The sequence below is a fragment of the Clostridium fungisolvens genome (assembly GCF_014193895.1).
GTDB classification, from domain to species: domain Bacteria; phylum Bacillota; class Clostridia; order Clostridiales; family Clostridiaceae; genus Clostridium_AR; species Clostridium_AR fungisolvens.
In genome coordinates this window covers 3,090,539-3,114,051 of the sequence record NZ_BLZR01000001.1, presented here as the reverse complement: position 1 = coordinate 3,114,051, position 23,513 = coordinate 3,090,539, and the positions used below count along the sequence as shown (strand labels likewise).

The following is a 23,513-nucleotide window of genomic DNA, read 5'->3' as shown; positions in this document are numbered from 1 at the left end:
TTAAACGAAAATTTGACTTTTTATAGAGAAATTATGCACTACGCTCAATAGCCCATGAAGAATTCTTTTTTGGATTCGCAGCTTAAAGTTGTTGGTATTAAATTACCTGAACGGGTTATAATATATAATGAATTAATAGATTTTGGAGGGATACCATAATGATATCAGCAGGAGATTTAAGAAAAGGTACAACTTTTGAATTAGATGGACAAGTGTTTACTGTTGTTGATTTCCTACATGTTAAACCAGGTAAGGGAGCAGCATTCGTTAGAACAAAATTAAGATATGTAATGTCAGTTGGAGTTATAGATAGAAACTTCAACCCAACTGAAAAACTTCAAGAAGCTGTTATTGAAAGAAAAGAAATGCAATACTTATATTCAGATGGAGAGCTATACTACTTCATGGATCAAGAGACATTTGAGCAAATTCCTCTTAACCACGAAAAAGTTGAAGATGCAATAAAGTTCTTAAAAGAGAACATGTTTGCAGTAATCAAGTTCTACAAAGGTTCAGCTTTCTCTGTTGAAGCTCCAAACTTTGTTGAACTACAAGTAACTGAAACTGAACCAGGTGTTAAAGGAAATACTGCTACAAACGTTCAAAAGCCTGCAACTGTTGAAACTGGCGCAGTAGTAAACGTGCCTATATTTGTAAATGAAGGTGACGTAATAAGAATCGACACAAGATCTGGGGAGTACATGGAAAGAGTATAGGCTGAATATATGCTAAGTTCGAAATGAACTTAGCATATTCATTTTATTCTTTATTAAGCTTTTATCCTAACTTAAAGGATGTGTAGAATATGAAGGAATTAAAGGAAAAGATATCAAAACTTAGTGAATTTCTTAGTGGAGATTCTGGTACTGAAGACAAAAATTTTAAAGCTGCTGTAATAGAAATCTTAGGTGATATTTGCGACGAGGTGGAAACTCTTCAAGTTAACCAAGAAAGTATAGCAGAGAATGTAGAATTTTTAAATAACGATATCTCTGATATACAAGAGGATTTATTTGAAGATGTATCTGTAGACGACTTGGAATGCGGAGATGAAGAATATGTTGAGATAACATGTAAGAATTGTGGAAAAGGCATATTCTTTGAGCAGTCTGCATTAGATAACAATACTATAATTCCTTGTCCTTACTGCGGTTCAGAAATCAATAAATAGACTGCTTACTTAGTGAGTAGAAAATGAAATTACTTTGGTCATCGTATGAAACCTTAACGTTTAACGATGAAACCTTAAAAAGAAGCCAGCAAATTATTTTGTTTAATAATTTGCTGGCTTCTTTTTGATTTTTTGGATATATCAGCTCATTAGAATTTATTTTTTACTATGTTTAAGAGTGTTATCGAAATTAATTGGTTATACAGGAGATGCTATATGAGCGAGCTATTAGAATTAAATGATTTTTCATCGATATAACTTTTTTAAAACAGGTGTAATATTTTTTTACTTAACTTAATAATATTATACAAATAACAAAAGTTGAGAGAGGGGGATTTTATGGATGATTTGAAAAATGTTCTACCGATAAATTTGATAAGGCTCATAGAAGATAGGCCAGATTCAAGTAAACTACAAGAGATTAGACTTAAGTGCAATAAACCAGTGATGTTAAACATAGACAATAAAGAAGTAATCCTAAATTATATCACTAATAAAAATGAAATTAATAATATCTTTAATAAGATAAGTAATTTCTCAGTTTATGCTTTTGAGGAAGACATAAAGCAAGGTTTTATAACTATTAGAGGTGGTCATAGGATAGGGGTTACTGGGCATTGGGTAAATGATGACGGAGTAATAAAGTCATTAAAGTCAGTTTTTTCTATAAATATAAGAATAGCCAGAGAAATAATAGGTTGTTCTAATAGCTTATTACCACATGTTGTAAAAGGGGACAAGGTGTACAATACCATCTTGGTATCTCCTCCTAAATGTGGGAAGACTACTATACTTAGAGACCTTATAAGAAATATTTCGAATGGATATTTAAAATATAATATAACGGGGAAAAAAGTATGTGTTATAGATGAGAGAAGTGAGATTGCTGCGTGTCATATGGGGATTCCGCAAATGGATGTAGGAGTAAGAACAGATATATATGATAACTGTTTGAAGTATGTGGGACTTATGATGGCTATACGAAGTATGTCTCCTGAAGTTATCGCATGTGATGAAATTGGCACAGACAGAGATGTTGAAGCAATTGTTTCCGCCTTTAATTGCGGGGTGAATATCATATCCACTATACATGGAAACAACGAAGATGATCTTTATAGCAGACCTGTATTTAAGAAGCTAATTGAAAATAAGGTCATCGAAAAAATAATAGTTTTAAGTAATAAAAATGGAGTTGGAACCATAGATAAAATAGTGGATATTAATTCAGATAGGCAGGTGATAAATGTTGGTTAAATATTTGCTGCTGCTTATAATAATGGCATTGTCATCAGCAACTGGGTATGTATATGGAGAAAAGTTTAAGAAGAGGGTGTTTTGCCTTCATGAACTTATAAATGGATATATAAATTTAGAGAATGAAATGACCTATACCTTTACTCCATTGCCAGAAGCCTTTATTAATACTGGAAAAAGACTTAAAGATCCCATAGCACAGCTATTTAATTCAATAGGGACTAAACTTAAAGATAATGAAGCTGACAACGTGTTTCTATCTACTAAGGATAGTTTAGAGCTCTATAAGGATAAGATTAATCTTAATGAAGTTGATATAGATATAATTTTAGATTTAGCAAAGTCTTTGGGAACTACCGGTATTGATGGGCAAAGAAAGATATTTTCCATAACCATAGACAGAATAAAAAGCAATACAGAAAAGGCAGAAAAAGAGTGCGATAAATATTCAAAGATGTATAAATCACTAGGTGTATGTGTTGGATTTATGCTAATTATCTTCTTGATTTAGTAGGAGGCGAGTAAATGTTAGATCTTTCTCTCATTTTTAAAATTGCAGGTGCAGGTATAATATTGCTTATCATTGATAAAGTCTTGAAAGGCAGTGGAAAAGATGATGTTGCTACTATAGCTAATATTGCTGGAATTGTGATAATACTTACAATGGTTATAAATCTAATCAGTAAGTTATTCGATTCAGTAAAAACTATGTTTATGCTTTAGGTGTGGACATGCTTATTGTAAAAATTGTTGGATTTTGTTTTGTATCTTTATTCTTATATCTGCTGCTAAAAGAAAGAAAAAGTGAAATTTCAGTATTTATATCAATAGTCGCAGGAATATTGATATTTCTTGTACTGATTCCTCAAATAACTCAAATAATTGATTTTGTAAACAATATGGCAAACAAAGCTAATATAGATACTGCTTATATCGGAATTGTACTAAAAATTGTTGGAATAGCATATCTTACATCTTTCTGTAGTGAAATATGCAAAGATTCAGGAGCAAATAGCATAGCATCAAAGGTTGAGTTTTCAGGAAAAGTTATGATACTAGTATTATCAATACCGGTACTTATGGCTGTACTGGACTCTATATTAAGTATAATGCAGGTGTGATTATGAAAAAATGGTATACGTTACTAATAAGTTTTTTTCTAGTCATTATGACTAGTAAAGTGGTATACGCAGATGATAATTTGGACAAGCAACGAATAGATAATAGTAATCAGATACAAAGGTTATATCAGTATATGGATAATATGAAAACTAATGAAGAAATCATGAATGGTATGAGTCCCAGTGAATATGTCCAAAGCTATTTGAAGGATGGAAAAGATCCTCTAAGCTTTGATAGGATCGTTGGAGCCTGTGTAAGTGTATTTATTAAAGAGGTGCAGTCGACACTAAAATTAATGATATCAGTAATAGTTCTTGCTATCCTTAGTACTCTTTTAAAAAATATACAAGGAGCTTTCTCCAGTGAAAATATAAGTAATATAGCATTTTACGCTTGTTATGCTGTGATGATACTTATACTTAGTAAAAGCTTCTTAATATCAGTAAACTTAGCAAAGGATACTATTAAAGAGCTGACAGACTTTGTTGCTGTGTTATTGCCCGCACTTGTGCTTTTATTATCAACAGCTGGTGGAATAACTCAGGCAGCTACAATGGATCCCATAGTTCTAGGTGCAGTAAGCTTAACGCCTAGATTATATGTAGACATAATAATTCCATTAATCTTGATGATATTCGTCCTAGGGTTCGTAAACAATATATCAAATGAGCATAAAATTGATGGGCTCGTGAAAGTAGGTAAGCAAGTAATTTTATGGATGCAAGGAATAGTTCTTACGATTTTCATTGGTTTACTTACTGTAAGAGGAATAGCATCAAATACAATAGATGCAGTAACTTTAAAAACAGCAAAATTTGCTGTAGATAATTTCATACCAATAGTTGGAAAGGCACTATCCGATGCTATAGCAACTGTGGCTGGATATTCACTACTACTTAAGAATGCTGTAAGTTCCATTGGGCTTATAATTATGATATTCTTAATGCTTTTTCCAATAATAAAGATGGTAGTTATGGTTTTTATCTATAAAATTTCTGCTGCTGTTATAGAACCAGTGGCAGATAAAAGAATTGTAAGTTGTATAACAACCGCTGCAGATTCTTTAGTTTTAATTACCTCAAGCCTTATAAGCATAACAGTTATGTTCTTTGTTATGACTGCAATAATGTCAAGTGCAGGCAAGTTCATAGTGGGAGGTTAGAGCTTATGGATCTACTTAGAAGCTGGATAATCTCTTTATGTACAACCTTAATATTCATGACTGCGATAGAATTATTATTGCCTGATAACAGTACGAAAAAATATGTAAAATTTGTTCTGGGGCTTATTTTAATAGCAGTTATTATAAATCCCTTTATAAGGCTATTTACCAAGAACACTATAGATATTAATACTTTTGTAGCAAAGTATGAGAACATTGTTGCTTCAAATGCTGATAATAGTAGCACAACTAGTGTTACAGAAGAAAAGTTTTTTTCTAATTTGGAAAAGAACTGTGTACAATTGATAAAAACAAACTTAAGTGATCTGAACTGCGATGTAAAAATTGCAGGTAAGCTTGATGTAAAAGCGACAAATTTTGATATAAATCATATAGAAGTTTATGTAAAAGATAAAAAGGTAAGTAGTTTAGATAATACAGCTGTAAATAATACAAATAAACAAGAATTTAACTCTACTACAAGCAAACAAATCAAAAGCATACTAAGTAAGGAGCTAAATATAGATGAGAAAAAAATATATGTGTATAAAGGTGAGTGATTAGAAAGTGGATTTTTCAAAGTTATTCCAAAAGCTAAAAAACTCTTCAGAAGGTGCTAAGACAAAAAATTTAATTTTAATATGTTTAACATTTATTTTTATTTATATAGTGTTTACTTTTTTTACAAATAAACCAATGATACCTACATTTTCTTCAAATCAAAATAGTACACAACAGAGTGATTCCACTGATAAACAAACAAGACAACAGTATGAAGATGAGCAAAAGAGTCAACTGAAAAATATCTTAAAACAAATAGAGGGGGTTGGGAATGTAGATGTAATGATAACCTTTGAAAGTGATGAAACTAAGGTTCCAGCAGTAGACACAAATTCTCAAAAAAATACTAATGAAACCACTGACAAGGAGGGAGGGAAACAAAGTAACAGTCAAGAGTCAGATTCAAGCAAGGTTGTTATAACTTCCAATAGTAGTGGAAATGAGCCTCTTATAGTGAAAACATATAAGCCAAAAGTTGTTGGTGTAGTTGTTGTAGCTGAAGGTTCAGAAAATAGTAAGATAAAATACGACATTTCTAAAGCGGTGTCGAATTTATATAATTTGCCAATGGATAAAGTTAATGTATATCCGATGAAAAAGTAGCATATAATTCTATGAAAACAGATGGGAGGTTTTTGTAAATGAACAGAAAACAAGCAGGTATAATTTTAACACTACTAGCACTTATAGTATGTGCTGGTATCTTAGCAGCGAGGGTTAATGGACAAGTCGATGATGGGACAGGCAGTAGCTTAAGTTCTTCATTACCATTCACAAACACTGACAAACAAACATCAAACACAAAGGATTATTTCTATGAATCAAGAAATGATAGAGAGCAACAAGACTCTCAAACAATGCAGAACTTAAAATCCATTATAGAGGATAAGAATACATCTGCAAATCAAAAAACTGAGGCTCAAAAAGAGCTTACAGCATTAACAATGGCTAGAAATTATGAAACTAGAATTGAATTAAGTGTAAAAGGTAAAGGATTTGATGATGCACTTTGCCTAATAGAAGGAAATAAAGCTAGAGTAATAGTTAAGTCAAAAGACAACTTAAATGAAAAGCAAAGCATACAAATTCAAGAATCTGTAGCTAGCGTTTCAAAGATAAAAGATGTTGTAATTGAGGCAAAACAATAACAATTGTATTCACAATAATATTTTGATATAATATACCTATGATTAACAGGTTTTGCTAATGTGAAGCTTAAGGAGGTAGTGAGCGTTGGACGAATTAAATAGAGAAGAAACAAACGTTGGAGTTGTAAAGATTTCTGATGAAGTTGTTAGTGTAATAGCTGGTATAGCGGCAGCAGAAATTAGTGGAGTAGTAGAAAGTAATCCAGGTGTTACTGGTGGAATAACTCAAATATTCACTGGTAAGAAGAATACTGGAAAAGGTGTAAAAGTATCAATTGAAAATGGTGAAGCACAGATAGAGTTAACTTTAGCAGTACTTTATGGAACAAGAATTCCTGACGTAGTTGTGCAGGTTCAAGATAATGTTAAGAAGACTGTTGAAGCTATGACAGGATTATCTGTTGCAGCAGTTAATATTTTTATACAAAACATAATTGTTCCTAAGATTGACGAGAAGTCAGAAGAAGTTCATGAGTAGTTTTAAAACCCTCTGTTTACAGAGGGTATTTCCTTGTGTAGAATTATAAAGTCGAACAACCTTGGTGTATATGAAAACTTAACTTAGACTCACTGTTTAAGCTTTATATTTTTCGACTATAATAATAATGGTATACTTCTGAAAGTATACCATTAAAATCCATAAATATTTTTCAATATTTACTATTTTATGTGTTTTAGCTCTATTATTTCTAGAGGATATTTACTAATTTAATTAGTATGGTAATCTAGAATTTGTTATAATGAAAGCACTAGAAAGTACTTGTAAAGTATTATGGACCTATTTTAATGTAAACGCACAAAAATTCGCTGAAGAAGATCGCTTCAGCGACTAAAATATTAATACCTTTTAAAGTCTAGGAGGACATATGAACAGAATAAAAACTAGAGAGATTGCAGTACAACTTACATACCAAATGATGATAAATAAAGAAGAACCATCAGAAGCTATAGAGAGCTTTAAAGAAGCTTTTGAAGGTGACATAACTGAAATAGATGATACATATTTAAATCAAGTTGTTAATGGTGTAAATGAGAAAAAAGATCAACTAGATGTTATTATAGAAAAATATCTAGTAAACTGGAAACTTGGTAGAGTTTCAAAAGTTAATCTATCAATTTTAAGAGTAGCTCTTTATGAAATACTTCATTTTGAAGACATTCCTAATAAAGTAGCTATTAATGAGGCTTTAGAGATTGCTAAGAAGTTCTCAGATGAGAAATCAGTTTCCTTCATCAATGGAGTATTAGATAAAGCATTAAAAGACATGTAGTTTTAGAAAGTTTGGGGGCTATGAATATGGGCGAGATAATTGATGGAAAAAAAGTTGCAGCAACAGTTAAGGAAAATATCAAAGAATTTATAAGAAGTAGGGCTCTAGAAGGAAAGAAAGTTCCAACAGTTGCTTCAATTCTTATTGGAGATGACGGTGGCTCAATTTATTATCAGAACAGTCAGTTTAAAATTGCAGCTGATTTGGGCATTGATTACAAGAAAATTAATTTATCTTCCAGCTGTACTGAGGAGGAAGCAATTAATACTATAAAGCAATTAAATGATGATAAAGGTATTAATGGTATAATTTTATTACTACCTTTACCAGCTAGTCTTGATGAAAAGAAGATCATAGCTGCTATAGATCCTTCAAAGGACATAGATTGTCTTACTGACGTATCAATAGGAAAGTTTTATAGTGGAAATGATGGGTTTATACCGTGTACGCCTAGAAGTGTAATGACTCTTTTAGATTACTACAATATTCCTCTAGAAGGAAAAAAGGCTGTGGTAGTAGGTAGAAGCAATGTTGTTGGCAAGCCTGTTGCACAATTACTTCTTCAAAAGAACTCAACTGTAACAATATGCCACTCAAGAACAAATAATCTAAATGATGTTTGTAGTGAAGCGGATATTTTAGTTGTAGCTATGGGAAAACCACATTTTATAGATAAGAGTTATATAAAGAAGGATGCAGTAGTTATAGATGTAGGGACTTCTTCATTAAATGGAAAAATCACAGGTGATGTTTTGTTTGATGACGCCGTTACAAAGGCTGCAATGATTACTCCAGTACCAGGAGGAGTAGGGTCACTTACAACTACCCTTCTATTTTTAAATGTATGTGAGGCGATGGAAGATTATGATTCTAAAGACTCTTTCGGTAACAGAAGTTAATAATTATTTAAAGAAGATAACAGATAATGATTTTATTCTTAACAACCTAAAAGTAAAAGGAGAAGTATCTAACTTTAAAGTTCATTCAAGTGGACATATTTATTTTTCCTTAAAAGATGAAAATAGCAAGGTGAACTGTGTTATTTTTAAGAGTGATGCTGTAAATGTATCATCAAATATTAAGGATGGAGCAAAGGTTGAGATAAGAGGAAGACTTTCAATATATACTAGAGATGGTTCGTATCAGGTTTATTGTAAAGAGATAAATGAATATGGAGTAGGGGACTTATATGCTCAATTTGAGCAATTAAAGAAACAGCTATTAAATGAAGGGCTTTTTGATGAAAAATACAAAAAGCCTATTCCATATTTACCAAGAACTGTAGGAGTTATAACTTCTGAAACAGGGGCTGCAATAAGAGATATAATAAATGTATTACAAAGGAGAAGTCCTTATTTAGACATTGTTGTATATCCATCCTTAGTTCAAGGCAAAGATGCACCGGCCAGTCTAATAGAGGGAATAAAGTATTTTAATAAAAGTAAGAGTGTTGATGTGATTATAATAAGCCGTGGAGGAGGTTCTATTGAAGAACTCTGGGCATTTAATGATAAAAGTTTAGCTTATGAAATATTTAAATCAAAAATCCCTGTAGTTTCTGGAGTAGGTCATGAAATAGATTTTACTATAACTGATTTTGTTAGTGATTTAAGAGCGCCTACACCATCTGCAGCTGCAGAAGTTGTAGCTCCGAAGCTTGAAGAAATAAATAACAATTTAGTTAGGCATAAAGCATATTTGAATCAATTCATTAATAGTAGGTTAATCAGTGAAAAAGAAAAAATAAACTATGTTAATAGAATACTAGAAAATAATAGTCCAAAGAATTTTATAATTAACAAATATAGAGATGTGGACAGTATGAAGGAAAAATTGACTAATCTTATAATGAAAAAAATTGAAAACAATAGATCAAATCTAATTAATATAAATAATATGTTAACATTGCTTAATCCCATAAATGTTTTGAACAAAGGGTATGCTATAATAGAGGATAACAATGGAAACTTAGTTCAAGATATAGATACTTTAAATTCTTTGAAAGAGATTGAAGTAAAGATGAAAGATGGAAGCGGTAATTTTAAAATTGAACCTAAAAGGTGAGGTGTCTTATGGTAAAGAAGAGTGAATCTTATGATGAGATGTTTAATAAACTTGATGACATAGTAAAAGACCTTGAAAGTTCTGAATTAAATTTAGAGGAATCATTAAAGGTTTACGAAGAAGGTGTAAAATTGGTTAATAAACTTTATAAGACTCTTAATGACATGGAAGGAAAGATAAAGATTATTAATTCAAAAGAAGAAATTAAAGATTTTACAATTGAAGGATAGAGGATTAAAACTTCAAATTTACGTTAAAATAAAAGGAGTAAGTAATGAGCATTGAAGATATTAAAGGACTGATGGATGAATATCTTGATAATTATTTCATCGCAAGAGATGGAGAAAATAAGTTAATATATGATGCAATGGCTTATAGCTTAAATATAGGTGGCAAAAGAATACGACCTATAATAATGATGTTAACATATAGCTTGTATAAGGAAAACTTTAAAGAGATACTGCCAATGGCTGCAGCTTTAGAAATGATACATACATATTCGCTTATACATGATGACTTACCTTGCATGGATAATGATGATTTAAGACGTGGAAAGCCTACCAGTCATAAAGTTTTTGGAGAAGCTATGGCAGTTTTAGCAGGTGATGGTCTTCTAAACGAGGCTTTTTCAATTATGATTAATTACTCCATTTCAGACAAGAGGTTAGAAGCCTTAAAAGCAACAAAAGTAATAACAGATGCTGCTGGCGGAAACGGAATGATTGGTGGTCAGGTAGTAGACATAATTAACGAAGGTAAATCAATTTCAGAAAGTACCCTTAAATATATGCATGAAAAGAAAACTGGTGAACTTATTAAGGCGGCCATATTAGCTGGAGCGATTTTGGGTGAGGCAACTGAAAAAGATATTGATACTTTAAAAGAATATGGATATAAATTAGGTCTTGCTTTTCAGATAAAGGATGATATTCTAGATGTTTTAGGCAGCACAGAAAAGCTTGGGAAAAAAGTAAAAAGTGATGAAAATAATAACAAAACTAACTTTATTACTGTTTATGGTATAGAAAAATCTGAAGAGCTATGTAAGGAAATTACGGCAGAATGTTTAGCTCTTTTAGAAAAATTAAATAAAGATACAAGTAAACTTAAGGAGTTAACTCTAGAGCTTTTACATAGGGAATCATAATTAAATAGAAGGAATGAAAAATATGTATAGATATTTAGATAAAATCAAATGTCCTAATGATGTTAAAAAGTTAAATTCTACTGAAATTTTAGCGCTTTCAGGTGAAATAAGAGAGTTCTTAATTGATAATGTATCTAAGACTGGTGGGCATTTAGCATCAAATTTAGGTGTTGTAGAAGTAACTTTAAGTTTATTTAAGGTATTTAACCTAGAAAAAGATAAGATTGTTTGGGATGTAGGACACCAAAGCTATGTACATAAAATCCTCACAGGAAGAAAAGATAAATTCGAAACTTTAAGAAAATATGGTGGAATAAGTGGATTTCCTAAGCGATGTGAAAGTAAGTATGATTCATTTGATACAGGACATAGTAGTACATCTATATCTGCAGCCTTAGGAATGGCAAGAGCAAGGGATATATTAAAAAAAGATAACCATGTGATAGCGGTGATTGGTGATGGTGCTTTAACAGGTGGAATGGCTTTTGAAGCACTTAATGATGTAGGATATAGTAAAACTAACTTAATAATAATTTTGAATGATAATCAGATGTCTATTTCAGATAATGTTGGCGGGCTTTCAACTTATTTAAGTAAGGTTAGATTAGACCCAGGGTATAATAGATTAAAGAATGAAATTAACAACACATTAAATCAAACAACTGTAGGTAAAAATATAGCTACATCAATAAGTAAGATAAAAGATAGCATAAAGCAGTTAGTAGTGCCAAGTATGCTTTTTGAAGATATGGGATTGAAATATCTAGGTCCAATCGATGGTCATAATATTGATGAAATAAGTGATATGCTTTACAAAGCAAAAAAATCAGATGGACCAGTGATTATACATACAATTACTCAAAAAGGAAAAGGCTATAACTTTGCAGAAGAGAATCCTAACAAATTTCATAGCATAGCTCCTTTTGATAGTTGTAGCGGAGAATTATGTCCTTCAAACACAAGAACCTATTCAAATGCCTTTGGAGAAAGTTTAATTGATATTGCAAAAGAGATTGATGAAGTAGTGGCTGTAACTGCTGCTATGCCTGATGGAACTGGACTAAAAAAATTTGCAAAAGAATTTCCACATAGATTTTTCGATGTAGGAATAGCAGAACAGCATGCAACTACATTGGCAGCTGGTATGGCGAAGGAAGGCTTAAGACCAGTATTTGCAGTATACTCAACGTTCTTGCAAAGAGCTTATGATCAGGTGTTACATGATGTGTGTGTACAAAATCTACCAGTGGTTTTTGCTATAGACAGAGCTGGTATAGTTGGAGAAGATGGTGAAACACATCAAGGTGTATTTGATATATCATATCTTTCACATATACCTAATCTTAATATAGTGGCACCAAAATGTCTTGAGGAAGTGAAACCTATACTAAGATGGGCACTTATGCAAGATGAACCTGTGGCTATTAGATACCCAAGAGGTGGAGATCTAACAGGGATAGAATTAAATCCTATTGAAAAAGTAGAAAAAGGTAGATGGGATTTAATCAGGAAAGGTAAGGATTTAGTTGTAATTGCTACTGGTAAGATGGTTCAACATTCAGAGGCTGCTATTAAACTTCTTGGAGAAGAGTATAATGTAGCACTAATTAATGCTACCTTTATAAAACCATTAGATAAAAATCTTTTAGATGATATAGCTAAAGATTACAAGTATGTAATTACAATAGAAGATAATGTTATAAGTGGCGGACTAGGTAGAGAAATATTGAGTTACTTTAACTCAATAGGATATAAAGGTAAGATTGTAAACTTAGGATATGAAGATAAATTTATACAACATGGGGATTTAAGTACTCTGTATAAATTGAACAAACTTGATATTACTTCAATAAAAGATGAAATAGTAAGTATATTAGAATAGGATAATATAGGTTTCTATTACGAGAACTTAATTTATACTTGCTCGAAAATAGCGCATCTGGGGATTTTCCGGCATGTATAAATTAATAGTTTAAGTTGGAACCGTATATAGATAAATCAGTTCCTAATAAAACATATAGTTGATAACTTTATTATCATTATTAATTAACATAGGTAACTAATAGTTTTGTTGGATAGAAATAGATTATATAGATATATACATAAGTGCAGATATAGAGGAGATAAAATGGGAGACAAAAAGGAAAGATTGGACATTCTTCTTGTAGAAAAAGGATTCTTTCAATCTAGAGAAAGAGCAAAGACCAGCATAATGGCTGGAAATGTTTTTATAGATGGAAGAAGAGTAGATAAGAGTGGCGAAAAAGTAAAGGTAGAAGCGGAGATTATAGTAAAAGGTAATGATATTCCATATGTTAGCAGAGGTGGCTTTAAACTAGAGAAAGCTATAAAATCCTTTGATATAGAGCTGAAGGATAAAGTATGCTTAGATATAGGCGCATCCACTGGTGGATTTACTGATTGTATGCTGCAAAATGGATCGAAAAAGGTTTATGCAATAGATGTTGGTTATGGGCAGTTTGCTTGGAAGCTTAGAACTGATGAGAGAGTTGTATGTATGGAAAGAACTAATGTAAGATACGTAACTGAAGATCAATTAGCTGAAAAAGCAGATTTTGCTTCTATTGATGTATCATTTATATCGCTTACAAAGGTAACCCCTGCAGTGGTAAATCTTCTTCAGGAACAAGGTGAGGTTGTAGCGCTAATAAAGCCTCAATTTGAAGCAGGAAGAGAGAAAGTTGGTAAAAAAGGCGTAGTTAGAGATCCTGAAACTCATAAAGAAGTAATCAAGAAAATTGTAGGATTTATATTATCACTAAATTTATCAATCAAAGGTTTAGATTTTTCACCAATTAAAGGTCCTGAAGGAAATATTGAGTATTTAGTATATTTTACTAAGGCACAATATGAAGGAGACTTCAATATAGATGAAAGAATTGAAAAGGTAGTTCAAGACTCTCATAATAACATATAGCACGGAGGGAACTATGAGAAATATAGGTATTTTCATCAACCCATCTAAAGATAAAGATGGTTCCATAATTAATACAATAATGAAGAAAACACAAGAATACTTTGAGAATTCATGTGTTTTTAGAGTTCAAAATCATAAAGATATTGAACATAATAAAAATATAGATTGTCTAATGGTTTTAGGCGGTGATGGAACCATTTTAGGAGCAACAAGGGATCTGGCAGTACCAACTGATGTGCCTATATTTGGCATAAACATAGGTAATCTTGGATTTCTAACAAGTGTTGATATTAAATGTGTTGACTATGCATTAGAGTGTCTTAAAAATAAAAAGTTTAGATATGAGAAAAGAATGATGCTAAAATGTAATGTTCAATGCGCTAGTGGGACTTATGATAACATAGCCTTAAATGATATAGTTATAGCAAAAGGTACTCTTTCAAGAATGGTAAAGTATAAGATTCTTGTTGATAACAGATTTTATTCATCATTTAAGGGAGACGGAGTTATAATATCAACTCCTACTGGATCTACTGCATATTCATTTTCAGCAGGTGGTCCGCTAATAATGCCATCACTAGAAATAATAACCATAGTTCCTATATGTTCTCATACACCTACAATGAAACCTATTGTTATAAACGGCAGTAGTACAGTTGAAATACAAGCTGAAAGCTTTGCGGAAGAAATATTTTTAACTGTGGATGGACAAAAATCCATTAAATTAAGCAATAATTGCAAGATAATGGTTGGAAAAAATGAAAAGCCTTGTAATTTAATACTTTTAGATGAATATGACTATTTTAACGTACTTAGAAAAAAAATCTTAAGCCAAGATGGCGAATGGTAAGGTGAGGGTAACGTGAAATCAAAGAGACATACAAAGATTTTGGAAATAATTAACAATAGGTCAATTGAAACACAAGAGGAACTTGCAGATACATTAAAGAATGAAGGCTTTGATGTAACTCAAGCTACTGTCTCTAGAGATATAAAAACTTTAAAGTTAATAAAAGTACTTGGTTCAGATGGAAAATACAAGTATGCATCTATTAATAATAGTACAAATGATATGAGTGATAAAATGGCCAATATATTTTCTAATACTGTTCTACATGTAGAAAATGTTGATAAGATGGTTGTGGTGAAAACTTTGTCTGGGTCAGCATCTGCTGCTGCAGAAGCGATAGATACTTTACATTTTTCTGATATAGCAGGAACTATAGCTGGTGATAACACAATTTTTATATTAGTTAGAACTATAGATAAAGCTGAAGAGTTAGTATCTAAGATGAGAAGAATGTTAAATACTTAAAATTAAGTAAGGTGGGTTAAGATGTTATTACAACTTACTATTGAGAACTTTGCACTTATAGAGAAAATTTGTTTAAGCTTTGATAAAGGATTTAATATACTATCCGGAGAAACAGGAGCAGGTAAATCAATAATTATTGATGCTATAAATTATGTGCTTGGAGGAAAGTTTAATAAAGATATTATCAGAACTGGTGAAAATAAAACTTTTGTAGAAGCTATATTTGATATCGAAAGCACCAGAACAAAGAATGCACTTGAAGAATTAGAGATAGAAACAGATGATCTTATTATAATATCAAGAGAATCTTTTCAAAACGGAAAATCTGTTATTAAAGTAAATGGCAAAAGTTTAATTATTTCTTCACTTAAAAAGCTTACTGAGACCTTGGTAGATATTCATGGTCAGCACGAAAATCAAAATCTTATGAATAAATCAAGTCATATCAACTATTTAGATAGTTTCGGCGAAGAAAGTATTTCGGGAACTTTATCTGAGTATAGAAAACTTTTTAATGAAGTTTCAGTGATAGAAGAAAAGATTAGAGAGCTTAAAGGTAATGAAGATAATGAAAAGCTTGTCAACTATATTAAATATCAGATTGATGACATAGACGAAGGAAAGCTTAAGCCAGAAGAAGAGGCTGAGCTTAATGAAAAGCTTGCTGTATTGTCAAATGCTGAAAAAATAAGTAAAGTTCTTTCTTATACATATAATGATTTAAGAGGGGGAAGTGAAGATGGATCAATTGTTGATAAATTATCGCGTATCTGCTATGATCTTTCTTCTATAACTAAATATTCAGATAAGATAAAAAAGAGCTATGAAGAGTTAAATGAAATATTTTATAATTTACAGGAAATTTCCAATGAGTTTAGAGACATAAGTGATGAATATGTTTTTGATGATGATGAATTGGACAGGGTTAATAGAAGAACTTATGAAATAGGATTATATAAGAAGAAATATGGAGAAACTATAGAAGCTATTTTAGATTACAGAATGCAGCTAGAAGAACAGTATAATCAGATAGTAAACTCAGAACAAATAATTAATTCATTAGTAGACGAAAAAAATAAGATTTACAAACAGATGAGAACTTTAGGTCAGAAGTTACATGACTTAAGAATTACCATAGGAAAAGATCTTGAAGAGAGGATAAGCTCAGAATTAAGATATGTAGGTTTAGAGAAAAGTAGATTCAGTATAGATATAACTTCTGTAGAGGAATTTAATACATATGGAATGGATAAGGTAGTGTTCCTCATTTCTACAAATCCAGGAGAACCTCTAAAGTCTTTAGAAAAAGTAGTATCTGGAGGAGAACTTTCAAGAATAATGTTATCCTTAAAAACAGTATTTGTTAATAAGGATAAAATACCTACAGTAATATTTGACGAAATAGATACAGGAATAAGTGGAAGAATTGCTCAAGCGGTAGGAGAAAAAATGTACGAAGTTTCAGTTAAACATCAAGTTTTCTGCATAACTCATCTTCCGCAAATAGCTTCAATGTCAGACAATCATTTCCTTATATCTAAGCATGTTGATGGAGAAAAGACATATACTAAGGTTAAAATAATGAATTCCGATGAAAAAGACTTAGAAGTAGCTAAAATGATTGGCGGAGTTGAAGTAACTTCAGCTACTCTAGTTAATGCGAAGGAAATGGTTGAATTGGCAAATATTAAGAAAAACAAAATGAAATTTAATACATAATAAATGAAAATTTAGGAAAAATAGAACTATCCAATATAGTTCTATTTTTTTTGTTTTTATAGTAGATTAGCGCTTTTTTATATAAAAATTCAAGTAAAATTTTTATATAAAGAAGATAAAATTAGTATTATTTTATTTTTATTGTCTTTAATAACAAAGTTAATACAGCATATGCATCTATATTTGTGGGTAACTTAAAGGTAAAGAGAAGGAGGAGATAAAATGAATATGAAGCTTATAAGAAATTTGTTTTGCGGATTAAGTTTACTTATATTCGTAAGCTTTTACACATTCTCTTCTAATGAATTTACAACCACTAGAAGTTACATGAATATAGTGCAGAAGGGATACAGTAACATTCTTACATACTTTAATAAAGATACAAGTAGCAAAGAAGTTCAAGCAAAACCAAAAGCACTAGCAATGGTACCAATGAAATCAGTTTTTTCTCAAAAAACTGAAAACTTAGAAGTATATCCTGGTGGTAGTTGTGTAGGTGTGAAAATACAAACCAAAGGAGTCCTAGTAGTTGGATTTTCAGATATTGAAACAAATGAAGGAAAAGCTGAAAGTCCAAGTAGAAAAGCAGGGATAGAATTAGGGGATGTAGTTTTAAAGATAAATAATGAAGAAATAGAAAACTCCAAGGACTTAATAAGAAAATTAAACAATTTGACGACTTCTAACGTAACAGTTACTATAAATCGTAATAATCAAATAGTTGATAAAACTATTAATGGTATTAAAGCTACTACAGATGAAAAATACAAAATAGGCTTGTGGGTAAGAGACTCTACAGCAGGAGTAGGAACATTAACTTTTTATGATGCTAAAACTCAAAAGTTTGGAGCTTTAGGTCATCCAATAACAGATAATGATACAAATACTATACTAAGTATAAGAGATGGATCTTTAGTTAACACCTCAATAATTAGCGTGAGAAAAGGTCAAAAAGGAACTCCAGGAGAGTTAAAGGGTGTATTTGTAGAAGAAGATAATCCTTTAGGGTCAATAGTAAATAACACTGTTTGTGGTATATTTGGAACAGCAGATAAAACATTAGGTACTAGAAGCAGTAAGCCTTTAAAAGTCGGATTCAGAGATGAAATAAAAGAAGGAAAAGCAAAAATAATAACAACTATTGATGAAAGTGGTCCGCAAATGTACGATATTGAGATTGTCAAACTTTTATCTCAAGATAAACCAGGTCCAAAGAGCATGATCATAAAGGTTACAGATCCTAAGCTATTAGAAAAAACAGGTGGGATTGTTCAAGGCATGAGTGGAAGTCCAATTATACAAAATAATAAAATAGTTGGAGCAGTAACGCATGTTTTAATAAATAAGCCTGATGTAGGATATGGTATTTATATAGAATGGATGTTAAAAGATGCGGGTATTATACAGTAACATAAAAGTAAATATTGTGGTATAATGAAAAAAGATATCTTATAAGATATCTTTTTTTTAAATAAAAAATTTTTTAAGAAGGAAATAAAGAACTTTTGTCGAATTTATTTAATTGTAATTAATTGTTAATAATTGGAATGATTATGCGAAGGGGAGAATTTTATGCAAGAATCAAAAATATCAGTATTAATAGCAGACGATAATAAGGAATTCTGTAATATATTAAATGATTATCTTCTTAATCAGAGAGATATAATAGTAACTGGAATTGCTAAGGATGGGTTAGAAGCTCTTAAATTAATAGAGGAAAGAAAACCAGATCTAGTTGTATTAGATATAATTATGCCACATTTAGATGGGCTTGGGGTTTTAGAAAAACTTGCTTCCATGAACTTAGATCCGTTTCCAAGAATAATTGTACTTTCTGCTGTAGGACAAGATAAAATTACTCAAAGAGCAATAACTCTAGGCGCAGATTACTATGTTGTTAAGCCATTTGATATGGATGTATTTACAAAGAGAATAAGACAAATGTTTAATGATACAATATCAGGAGATTCTACTAGAAAAACTGTTCCTCTAATGGAAACACCAGAAGTTAAAGTGGAAACTAAGAAAGAACCATTAGATTTAGAATCCGAAATAACAAGCATCATTCATGAAATTGGAGTTCCTGCTCATATTAAGGGATATATGTACTTGAGAGAAGCTATAAGCATGGTAGTAAATGATATGGAACTATTATCTGCAGTAACAAAAGAATTATATCCTTCTATAGCAAAGAGATATAATACCACTGCAAGTAGAGTTGAAAGAGCTATAAGACATGCTATAGAAGTAGCTTGGGGAAGAGGACAAGTAGATGCTATAAACAAATTATTTGGCTACACTGTTCACAATGATAAGGGTAAGCCAACAAATTCTGAATTTATAGCTATGGTCGCTGATAAATTAAGACTTAAGAATAAAGTGAGCTAATATATTTAAATAGCTTTTGAAATTTGGAATAATTTGAAAGAGTATAAGAGCTTTTTTGGATATATTCAAATTTATAAATTTTAAATAATTTATAATAAGCCTTCTATTTTCACTTAGGTGATGTAGAAGGTTTTTATTTTTAGTATATTTAGCATCTTCTTTATAACCATTTAATTTCAACAATGTTTTAAATATAGAATTTTACAGTACACCATTTATTGATTTTTTTATAATATTTTAACCTAATGCAATAAATTTGAAGGTTAAATAATACCTATGTAGAATATACATAGGTAACATAATAAGTAAATTTTTGTATATGATTTATGATATAAAGGGGAGTTAATATGGGGAAAATATTTAAAGACGGAGAATTAGTGAAAAAAGCTTATAACGCTGTCATAAAAGGCAATGCTATGCCAATAGCAATTGTTATATTAGGAATTTGTTTAGTTTTTAGTGTAAACTCATTAAAAAAATCTATTACAGATGTAGCGAGTTCATCTGAGTTTAATGGTCGGTCTATTGCAAATGGAATGTACGCTATAGCGCAATCAAATTCTAATATAAGTAACGTCATGAACAATCAAAACAACAACTTAATTATGAATGGTAAAACTATGCTTGATTTTGTAGATACCTATAGATATTTAAATATATCAGAAGATGATTTAAATAAACTTGTTGCTAATTCAGATACAAAAATTCCATACCTAAAGGTTAATGGAAAATATATTTTTAATAAAAATGCACTAGACAAATGGCTAGAAACTGCAAGAGTTGAAGTTAAGTAATATGCTATGCAAAGAATGATTTTGAAATAAAATGGTTAATCATCCGATGCTTTAATGAGCTTTCGCAAAGAATTAATATGATTTTGTCATATTCCATGGCTAAAACTGTAAACTCACTACGTTCGAACAGTACAGTTTATTAACGCCATTCCATCTGAAAAAATCATTTAATTCTAATAGCTCGCTCATAGAGCATCTCCTGCTTAACCATTTTATTTCAACTTAATATTTTAGCGGCATTTAATAATATAAAAATGCTAAAATGTAAATAAAGTGCTAACAATTTTGAAACAACAACAATTTAATTGACTTTAAAGTAGAGAAATATTATAATGTAATAAAAGTAAATAATATTTATCAAGAGTTATGGAAGAGGATTAGCTCGTTTGTACCATAACACCAACCTGTTTTATTCAAGGTGGTAATACTAATAAAGATAAGTGGTTTTTTGATTGTAAACTACCTCTTATCGTACGATTAGAGGATTATTTTATTTTTAAGATATAAAATTGAATAGTTTGCTTATAAAGAGTAAGGGAGAGAATGGGCTCGATGAACTTACAGCAACCTACCACGGTGTGGTGCTAATACCTACCATATTTCATATGGGACTATAAGATTGATATAGAGATTATGGCTTCCTTATAGATATAAGGAAGTCTTTTTTAATGTAAAGTAAGGTATAAAATTATTAGCAATTTTTAAATAAAAGGGGAGATATTTGTGAAGGGTTTAAATGAAGTAAAGAAAAGTGGATTTAGCAAAAACTCTTTTTCGGATACAGTAATAAGGAGTAGTGCAAATACAGAAGAATATGTAAGTTATGTTATTTCATTAATAAACAGCAACCTATTTAATGGAGCGGATACAGTAGACTATTTATTAGATGAAGAGAGTCTTTGCCTATATCATGGGCAGAATGAATTTCTAAATATATCGCAGAAGTATGTAGATAACTTTAGACAAAGAGGGAATTTTGCTTTTGATAAATTTATATTAGATATATTGTCGGCCAATGGATTTGATATAAATAAACGTAATAATTACTATAACAAATTGAAAAGAGTATGCATGTAATTGTAGTGTAAGCTTAGAGATAAGCTTATTCTATATTTACTTTTGTGAAAATTTGGTATATTATTTAACTTAAAATGAAATTTAATAAAAATCTTCTATTATAGAAAAATAAAATTTGTATGGATCAATAATATTATTAGTTTTATTAAGAAAAAAGTGAAGATTAATTAAAGATGCGAAAGTTCGGAGGAAAATTATGAGTTTCAAGTTAGATGAAAAAACTTTACAAGAGGATTTGAAATATACTGGAGATTTTATAAAAGTAGTAAGAAGTAGGGTGGAACTTCCAGATGGAAGAGTTGGTCATAGAGATATAGTTAGACACCCAGGGGCTGTGGCAATAGTGGCTATAAAAGATGATGGAATGATCTTAATAGTAGAACAATTTAGAAAACCAGTAGAGAAGATACTTCTTGAGATACCAGCGGGTAAGCTAAATGCTGGTGAAAATCCTATGGAAGCGGCAAAAAGAGAGTTAGAAGAGGAAACTGGTTACGGCTGTACTAACATCCAGTACTTAGGTAAGATAGCAACGGCACCTGGATTTTGTGATGAGTATATAGGGATTTATAAAGCAACAGGACTTACTAAAGGTGAAACAGACTTTGATGATGATGAATTTATAAATCTAAAAGAATTTAGACTAGAAGAATTAAAGGATATGGTAAGGCAAGGTAAAATTGAGGATGGAAAAACTATTGCAGCTCTTCAATTTATATAGATAAAATATTTGTTAAAAAAAGTTCATCTTATATTCACCAAATACATAATTTCTTTAAGTATATCTTGAGAGATTTGAACATAATATTTATTAAGCAAAAAAAGGGGGATAAAAAGATGAACACATTTATTAATAAAATTAATGAAAACTTAAGACAAAATAAATTAATTTACTTAATAATTACTGCGGTATTTATTGTAGGATTAGTTTTAGGAATTTACTCAATACTTTATATGAGCCAAGCTAGTAAAAATGATGTCATGAGTTATTTTAATAGTTTTGTTTCTTCGGTAAGCGATAAGCAGATAAATTATAAAGACTTGATAATTGAATCACTAAAAAACAATTTAATATTCTTCATCGGAATATTATTGTTAGGCTTTATAATAGTAGGTGCACCTTTTGTACTTATCATAGTACTTGTTAAAGGTTTTTTAATTGGGTTTTCATTCTCTTTATTAGTAAATATACTTGGTAACCGTGGAATTGGACTAGCTCTCATTGCACTGGTACCTCAAAATATTGTTATCGTGCCTTTTATAATAATATGTAGTTCTTTAGCGGTGCAGTTTTCTATGGCAAAGCTTAAAGGTAAGTTTACTAAATCAGTAGTTTCCAATGAGGCTATTTTAAGTTATGTTAACTTCTATTTGTTTTCAGCTATATTTTTAGTTGCAGGAATATTCTTAGAAACATATATAGTTCCAAATTTGATGAAGATAATAATCAAGAAATTTTATGTATAGGATGTTTTAATATGAATGATTTTATTAATTTATATAAAGAAAATTTAATAGCTAAGAATAAAAGCAATAACACTGTAGAAGCATATATAACAGATATTGTTGGATATTATAATTTTCTAGAGGAAAATAATATAGATCCTTTAGAAAATGATTATTCAGTAAATTGCTATGTACAAGCTATCACCGAAACAAAAAGTGTAAAGTCAATAGAAAGATGTGTTATAGCTTTAAGAAGTTACTATAGATTTCTAAGCGATAAGAATCTAATTAAAGAAGTCCCTAAGTTTCCTAAGGTTGATAGAAATGAAAGAAGGGACATAGGTCCAATTTTGACTGTTGAAGAAGTGGAAAAAATAATAAACTGTATAGATATAAGCAATATAAAAGGAGTAAGAGACAGAGCTGTTTTAGAGATATTATATGGAACTGGAATTAAGGCTACTGAAGCGATTTCATTAACTGTTGATGATGTCAATCTGGATCTTAACTTTATTACATGTAAGGATGGAAGAGGATTAGAACGAATAATCCCCTTTGGAAGAGCGGCTAGAAATGCAATTGTCGAGTATTTAAGTCAAAGAGAAAAGATAAGCAAAGATGAAAAAATGTTATTTTTAAATTTGAATGGAAAGGGTTTAACAAGACAGGGTATTTGGAGAATAGTTAAAGAGTATAATGAAAAAGCTAGCATAAAGAAGATTATAAATCTCAATACTCTGAGGCATTCTTTTGCTATACACTTATTAGAGAATGGAGCCAATCCAAAGATTGTGCAACAACTTATGGGAACACATGTAATGAACTATATGGATTTATATTTCGATTACGTTTCAAAGGACAAAGTTAATATTTCATACAATAATTTTCATCCAAGAGCGTAAAAAAAATTATAATAGTAGGCTGTGTTTAGATTAT

The 23,513-nt window shown here is 30.5% G+C and carries 28 protein-coding genes and 1 riboswitch; all 28 genes read left to right on the top strand.

Annotation, left to right across the window (positions count from 1 at the left end; genetic code table 11):
• The first annotated feature begins 158 nt into the window (after window positions 1-158).
• The 28 genes from efp to bsdtw1_RS13565 all read left to right on the top strand — a co-directional run bounded on the left by efp (window position 159) and on the right by bsdtw1_RS13565 (window position 23,479).
• Window positions 159-716, top strand: coding sequence for an elongation factor P (efp, locus tag bsdtw1_RS13700; protein ID WP_183278123.1), 558 nt, complete (start codon window positions 159-161; stop codon window positions 714-716).
• An 89-nt stretch (window positions 717-805) separates the two neighbouring features.
• Window positions 806-1,171 carry a CD1247 N-terminal domain-containing protein gene (locus bsdtw1_RS13695; protein WP_183278122.1) on the top strand — a complete coding sequence of 122 codons (366 nt, stop codon included), beginning with the start codon at window positions 806-808 and terminating at the stop codon, window positions 1,169-1,171.
• Window positions 1,172-1,510: 339 nt separating this feature from the next.
• Window positions 1,511-2,425 carry a stage III sporulation protein AA gene (spoIIIAA, locus tag bsdtw1_RS13690; protein WP_183278121.1) on the top strand — a complete coding sequence of 305 codons (915 nt, stop codon included), beginning with the start codon at window positions 1,511-1,513 and terminating at the stop codon, window positions 2,423-2,425.
• A complete protein-coding gene (gene spoIIIAB / locus bsdtw1_RS13685) occupies window positions 2,415-2,936 on the top strand; it encodes a stage III sporulation protein SpoIIIAB (protein WP_183278120.1) in 522 nt (173 codons plus the stop codon). Before spoIIIAA ends, spoIIIAB begins: the two co-directional genes overlap by 11 nt.
• A 14-nt stretch (window positions 2,937-2,950) precedes the next feature.
• A complete protein-coding gene (gene spoIIIAC, locus bsdtw1_RS13680) occupies window positions 2,951-3,148 on the top strand; it encodes a stage III sporulation protein AC (RefSeq protein ID WP_128212850.1) in 198 nt (65 codons plus the stop codon).
• An 8-nt stretch (window positions 3,149-3,156) separates the two neighbouring features.
• Window positions 3,157-3,546, top strand: a complete 390-nt coding sequence (gene spoIIIAD / locus bsdtw1_RS13675) for a stage III sporulation protein AD (RefSeq protein WP_183278119.1) — start codon at window positions 3,157-3,159, stop codon at window positions 3,544-3,546.
• Between the two features lie 2 nt (window positions 3,547-3,548).
• A complete protein-coding gene (gene spoIIIAE / locus bsdtw1_RS13670; protein ID WP_183278118.1) occupies window positions 3,549-4,709 on the top strand; it encodes a stage III sporulation protein AE in 1,161 nt (386 codons plus the stop codon).
• A 5-nt stretch (window positions 4,710-4,714) separates the two neighbouring features.
• Window positions 4,715-5,269, top strand: coding sequence for a stage III sporulation protein AF (spoIIIAF, locus tag bsdtw1_RS13665; protein ID WP_183278117.1), 555 nt, complete (start codon window positions 4,715-4,717; stop codon window positions 5,267-5,269).
• A gap of 7 nt (window positions 5,270-5,276) precedes the next feature.
• Window positions 5,277-5,873, top strand: a complete 597-nt coding sequence (gene spoIIIAG, locus bsdtw1_RS13660; protein WP_183278116.1) for a stage III sporulation protein AG — start codon at window positions 5,277-5,279, stop codon at window positions 5,871-5,873.
• Between the two features lie 38 nt (window positions 5,874-5,911).
• On the top strand, window positions 5,912-6,418 hold the full coding sequence (locus tag bsdtw1_RS13655; RefSeq protein WP_183278115.1) for a SpoIIIAH-like family protein: 507 nt from the start codon (window positions 5,912-5,914) through the stop codon (window positions 6,416-6,418).
• An 85-nt stretch (window positions 6,419-6,503) separates the two neighbouring features.
• On the top strand, window positions 6,504-6,896 hold the full coding sequence (locus bsdtw1_RS13650; RefSeq protein WP_183278114.1) for an Asp23/Gls24 family envelope stress response protein: 393 nt from the start codon (window positions 6,504-6,506) through the stop codon (window positions 6,894-6,896).
• A gap of 388 nt (window positions 6,897-7,284) precedes the next feature.
• Entirely contained in the window at window positions 7,285-7,689 is a 405-nt protein-coding gene (gene nusB / locus bsdtw1_RS13645) for a transcription antitermination factor NusB (RefSeq protein WP_183278113.1), read from the top strand.
• Between the two features lie 26 nt (window positions 7,690-7,715).
• Window positions 7,716-8,588: a bifunctional 5,10-methylenetetrahydrofolate dehydrogenase/5,10-methenyltetrahydrofolate cyclohydrolase gene (locus bsdtw1_RS13640; RefSeq protein WP_183278112.1), complete on the top strand. Its 873-nt coding sequence runs from the start codon at window positions 7,716-7,718 to the stop codon at window positions 8,586-8,588.
• Window positions 8,554-9,753: an exodeoxyribonuclease VII large subunit gene (xseA, locus tag bsdtw1_RS13635; RefSeq protein WP_183278111.1), complete on the top strand. Its 1,200-nt coding sequence runs from the start codon at window positions 8,554-8,556 to the stop codon at window positions 9,751-9,753. The genes bsdtw1_RS13640 and xseA overlap by 35 nt, the downstream gene beginning before the upstream one ends.
• A gap of 8 nt (window positions 9,754-9,761) precedes the next feature.
• On the top strand, window positions 9,762-9,983 hold the full coding sequence (gene xseB / locus bsdtw1_RS13630; RefSeq protein WP_183278110.1) for an exodeoxyribonuclease VII small subunit: 222 nt from the start codon (window positions 9,762-9,764) through the stop codon (window positions 9,981-9,983).
• Between the two features lie 44 nt (window positions 9,984-10,027).
• The gene (locus bsdtw1_RS13625; protein WP_183278109.1) at window positions 10,028-10,900 is read left to right on the top strand and encodes a polyprenyl synthetase family protein; all 873 of its coding nucleotides are present in this window, start codon (window positions 10,028-10,030) and stop codon (window positions 10,898-10,900) included.
• A gap of 22 nt (window positions 10,901-10,922) precedes the next feature.
• Window positions 10,923-12,782 (top strand): 1-deoxy-D-xylulose-5-phosphate synthase, encoded by a 1,860-nt coding sequence (dxs, locus tag bsdtw1_RS13620; RefSeq protein ID WP_183278108.1) that lies wholly within the window; start codon window positions 10,923-10,925, stop codon window positions 12,780-12,782.
• A 246-nt stretch (window positions 12,783-13,028) separates the two neighbouring features.
• Window positions 13,029-13,838 (top strand): TlyA family RNA methyltransferase, encoded by an 810-nt coding sequence (locus tag bsdtw1_RS13615; RefSeq protein WP_183278107.1) that lies wholly within the window; start codon window positions 13,029-13,031, stop codon window positions 13,836-13,838.
• Between the two features lie 13 nt (window positions 13,839-13,851).
• Window positions 13,852-14,688 carry an NAD(+)/NADH kinase gene (locus tag bsdtw1_RS13610; RefSeq protein WP_183278106.1) on the top strand — a complete coding sequence of 279 codons (837 nt, stop codon included), beginning with the start codon at window positions 13,852-13,854 and terminating at the stop codon, window positions 14,686-14,688.
• A gap of 12 nt (window positions 14,689-14,700) precedes the next feature.
• Window positions 14,701-15,153: an arginine repressor gene (locus bsdtw1_RS13605; protein ID WP_183278105.1), complete on the top strand. Its 453-nt coding sequence runs from the start codon at window positions 14,701-14,703 to the stop codon at window positions 15,151-15,153.
• A 21-nt stretch (window positions 15,154-15,174) separates the two neighbouring features.
• Window positions 15,175-16,872, top strand: a complete 1,698-nt coding sequence (gene recN, locus bsdtw1_RS13600) for a DNA repair protein RecN (protein WP_183278104.1) — start codon at window positions 15,175-15,177, stop codon at window positions 16,870-16,872.
• Window positions 16,873-17,094: 222 nt separating this feature from the next.
• Window positions 17,095-18,282, top strand: a complete 1,188-nt coding sequence (gene spoIVB, locus bsdtw1_RS13595; protein WP_183278103.1) for a SpoIVB peptidase — start codon at window positions 17,095-17,097, stop codon at window positions 18,280-18,282.
• A gap of 162 nt (window positions 18,283-18,444) precedes the next feature.
• Window positions 18,445-19,260: a sporulation transcription factor Spo0A gene (spo0A, locus tag bsdtw1_RS13590; RefSeq protein WP_183278102.1), complete on the top strand. Its 816-nt coding sequence runs from the start codon at window positions 18,445-18,447 to the stop codon at window positions 19,258-19,260.
• A gap of 347 nt (window positions 19,261-19,607) precedes the next feature.
• Window positions 19,608-20,054 carry a MerR family transcriptional regulator gene (locus bsdtw1_RS13585; RefSeq protein ID WP_183278101.1) on the top strand — a complete coding sequence of 149 codons (447 nt, stop codon included), beginning with the start codon at window positions 19,608-19,610 and terminating at the stop codon, window positions 20,052-20,054.
• Window positions 20,055-20,573: 519 nt separating this feature from the next.
• A riboswitch (SAM riboswitch) is annotated at window positions 20,574-20,674 on the top strand.
• 103 nt (window positions 20,675-20,777) lie between these two features.
• Window positions 20,778-21,131 carry a hypothetical protein gene (locus tag bsdtw1_RS13580; protein WP_183278100.1) on the top strand — a complete coding sequence of 118 codons (354 nt, stop codon included), beginning with the start codon at window positions 20,778-20,780 and terminating at the stop codon, window positions 21,129-21,131.
• Window positions 21,132-21,327: 196 nt separating this feature from the next.
• The gene (locus bsdtw1_RS13575) at window positions 21,328-21,852 is read left to right on the top strand and encodes an NUDIX hydrolase (protein WP_183278099.1); all 525 of its coding nucleotides are present in this window, start codon (window positions 21,328-21,330) and stop codon (window positions 21,850-21,852) included.
• A gap of 116 nt (window positions 21,853-21,968) precedes the next feature.
• The gene (spoIIM, locus tag bsdtw1_RS13570) at window positions 21,969-22,598 is read left to right on the top strand and encodes a stage II sporulation protein M (RefSeq protein WP_183278098.1); all 630 of its coding nucleotides are present in this window, start codon (window positions 21,969-21,971) and stop codon (window positions 22,596-22,598) included.
• 11 nt (window positions 22,599-22,609) lie between these two features.
• Entirely contained in the window at window positions 22,610-23,479 is an 870-nt protein-coding gene (locus tag bsdtw1_RS13565; protein ID WP_183278097.1) for a tyrosine-type recombinase/integrase, read from the top strand.
• Window positions 23,480-23,513: the final 34 nt, after the last annotated feature.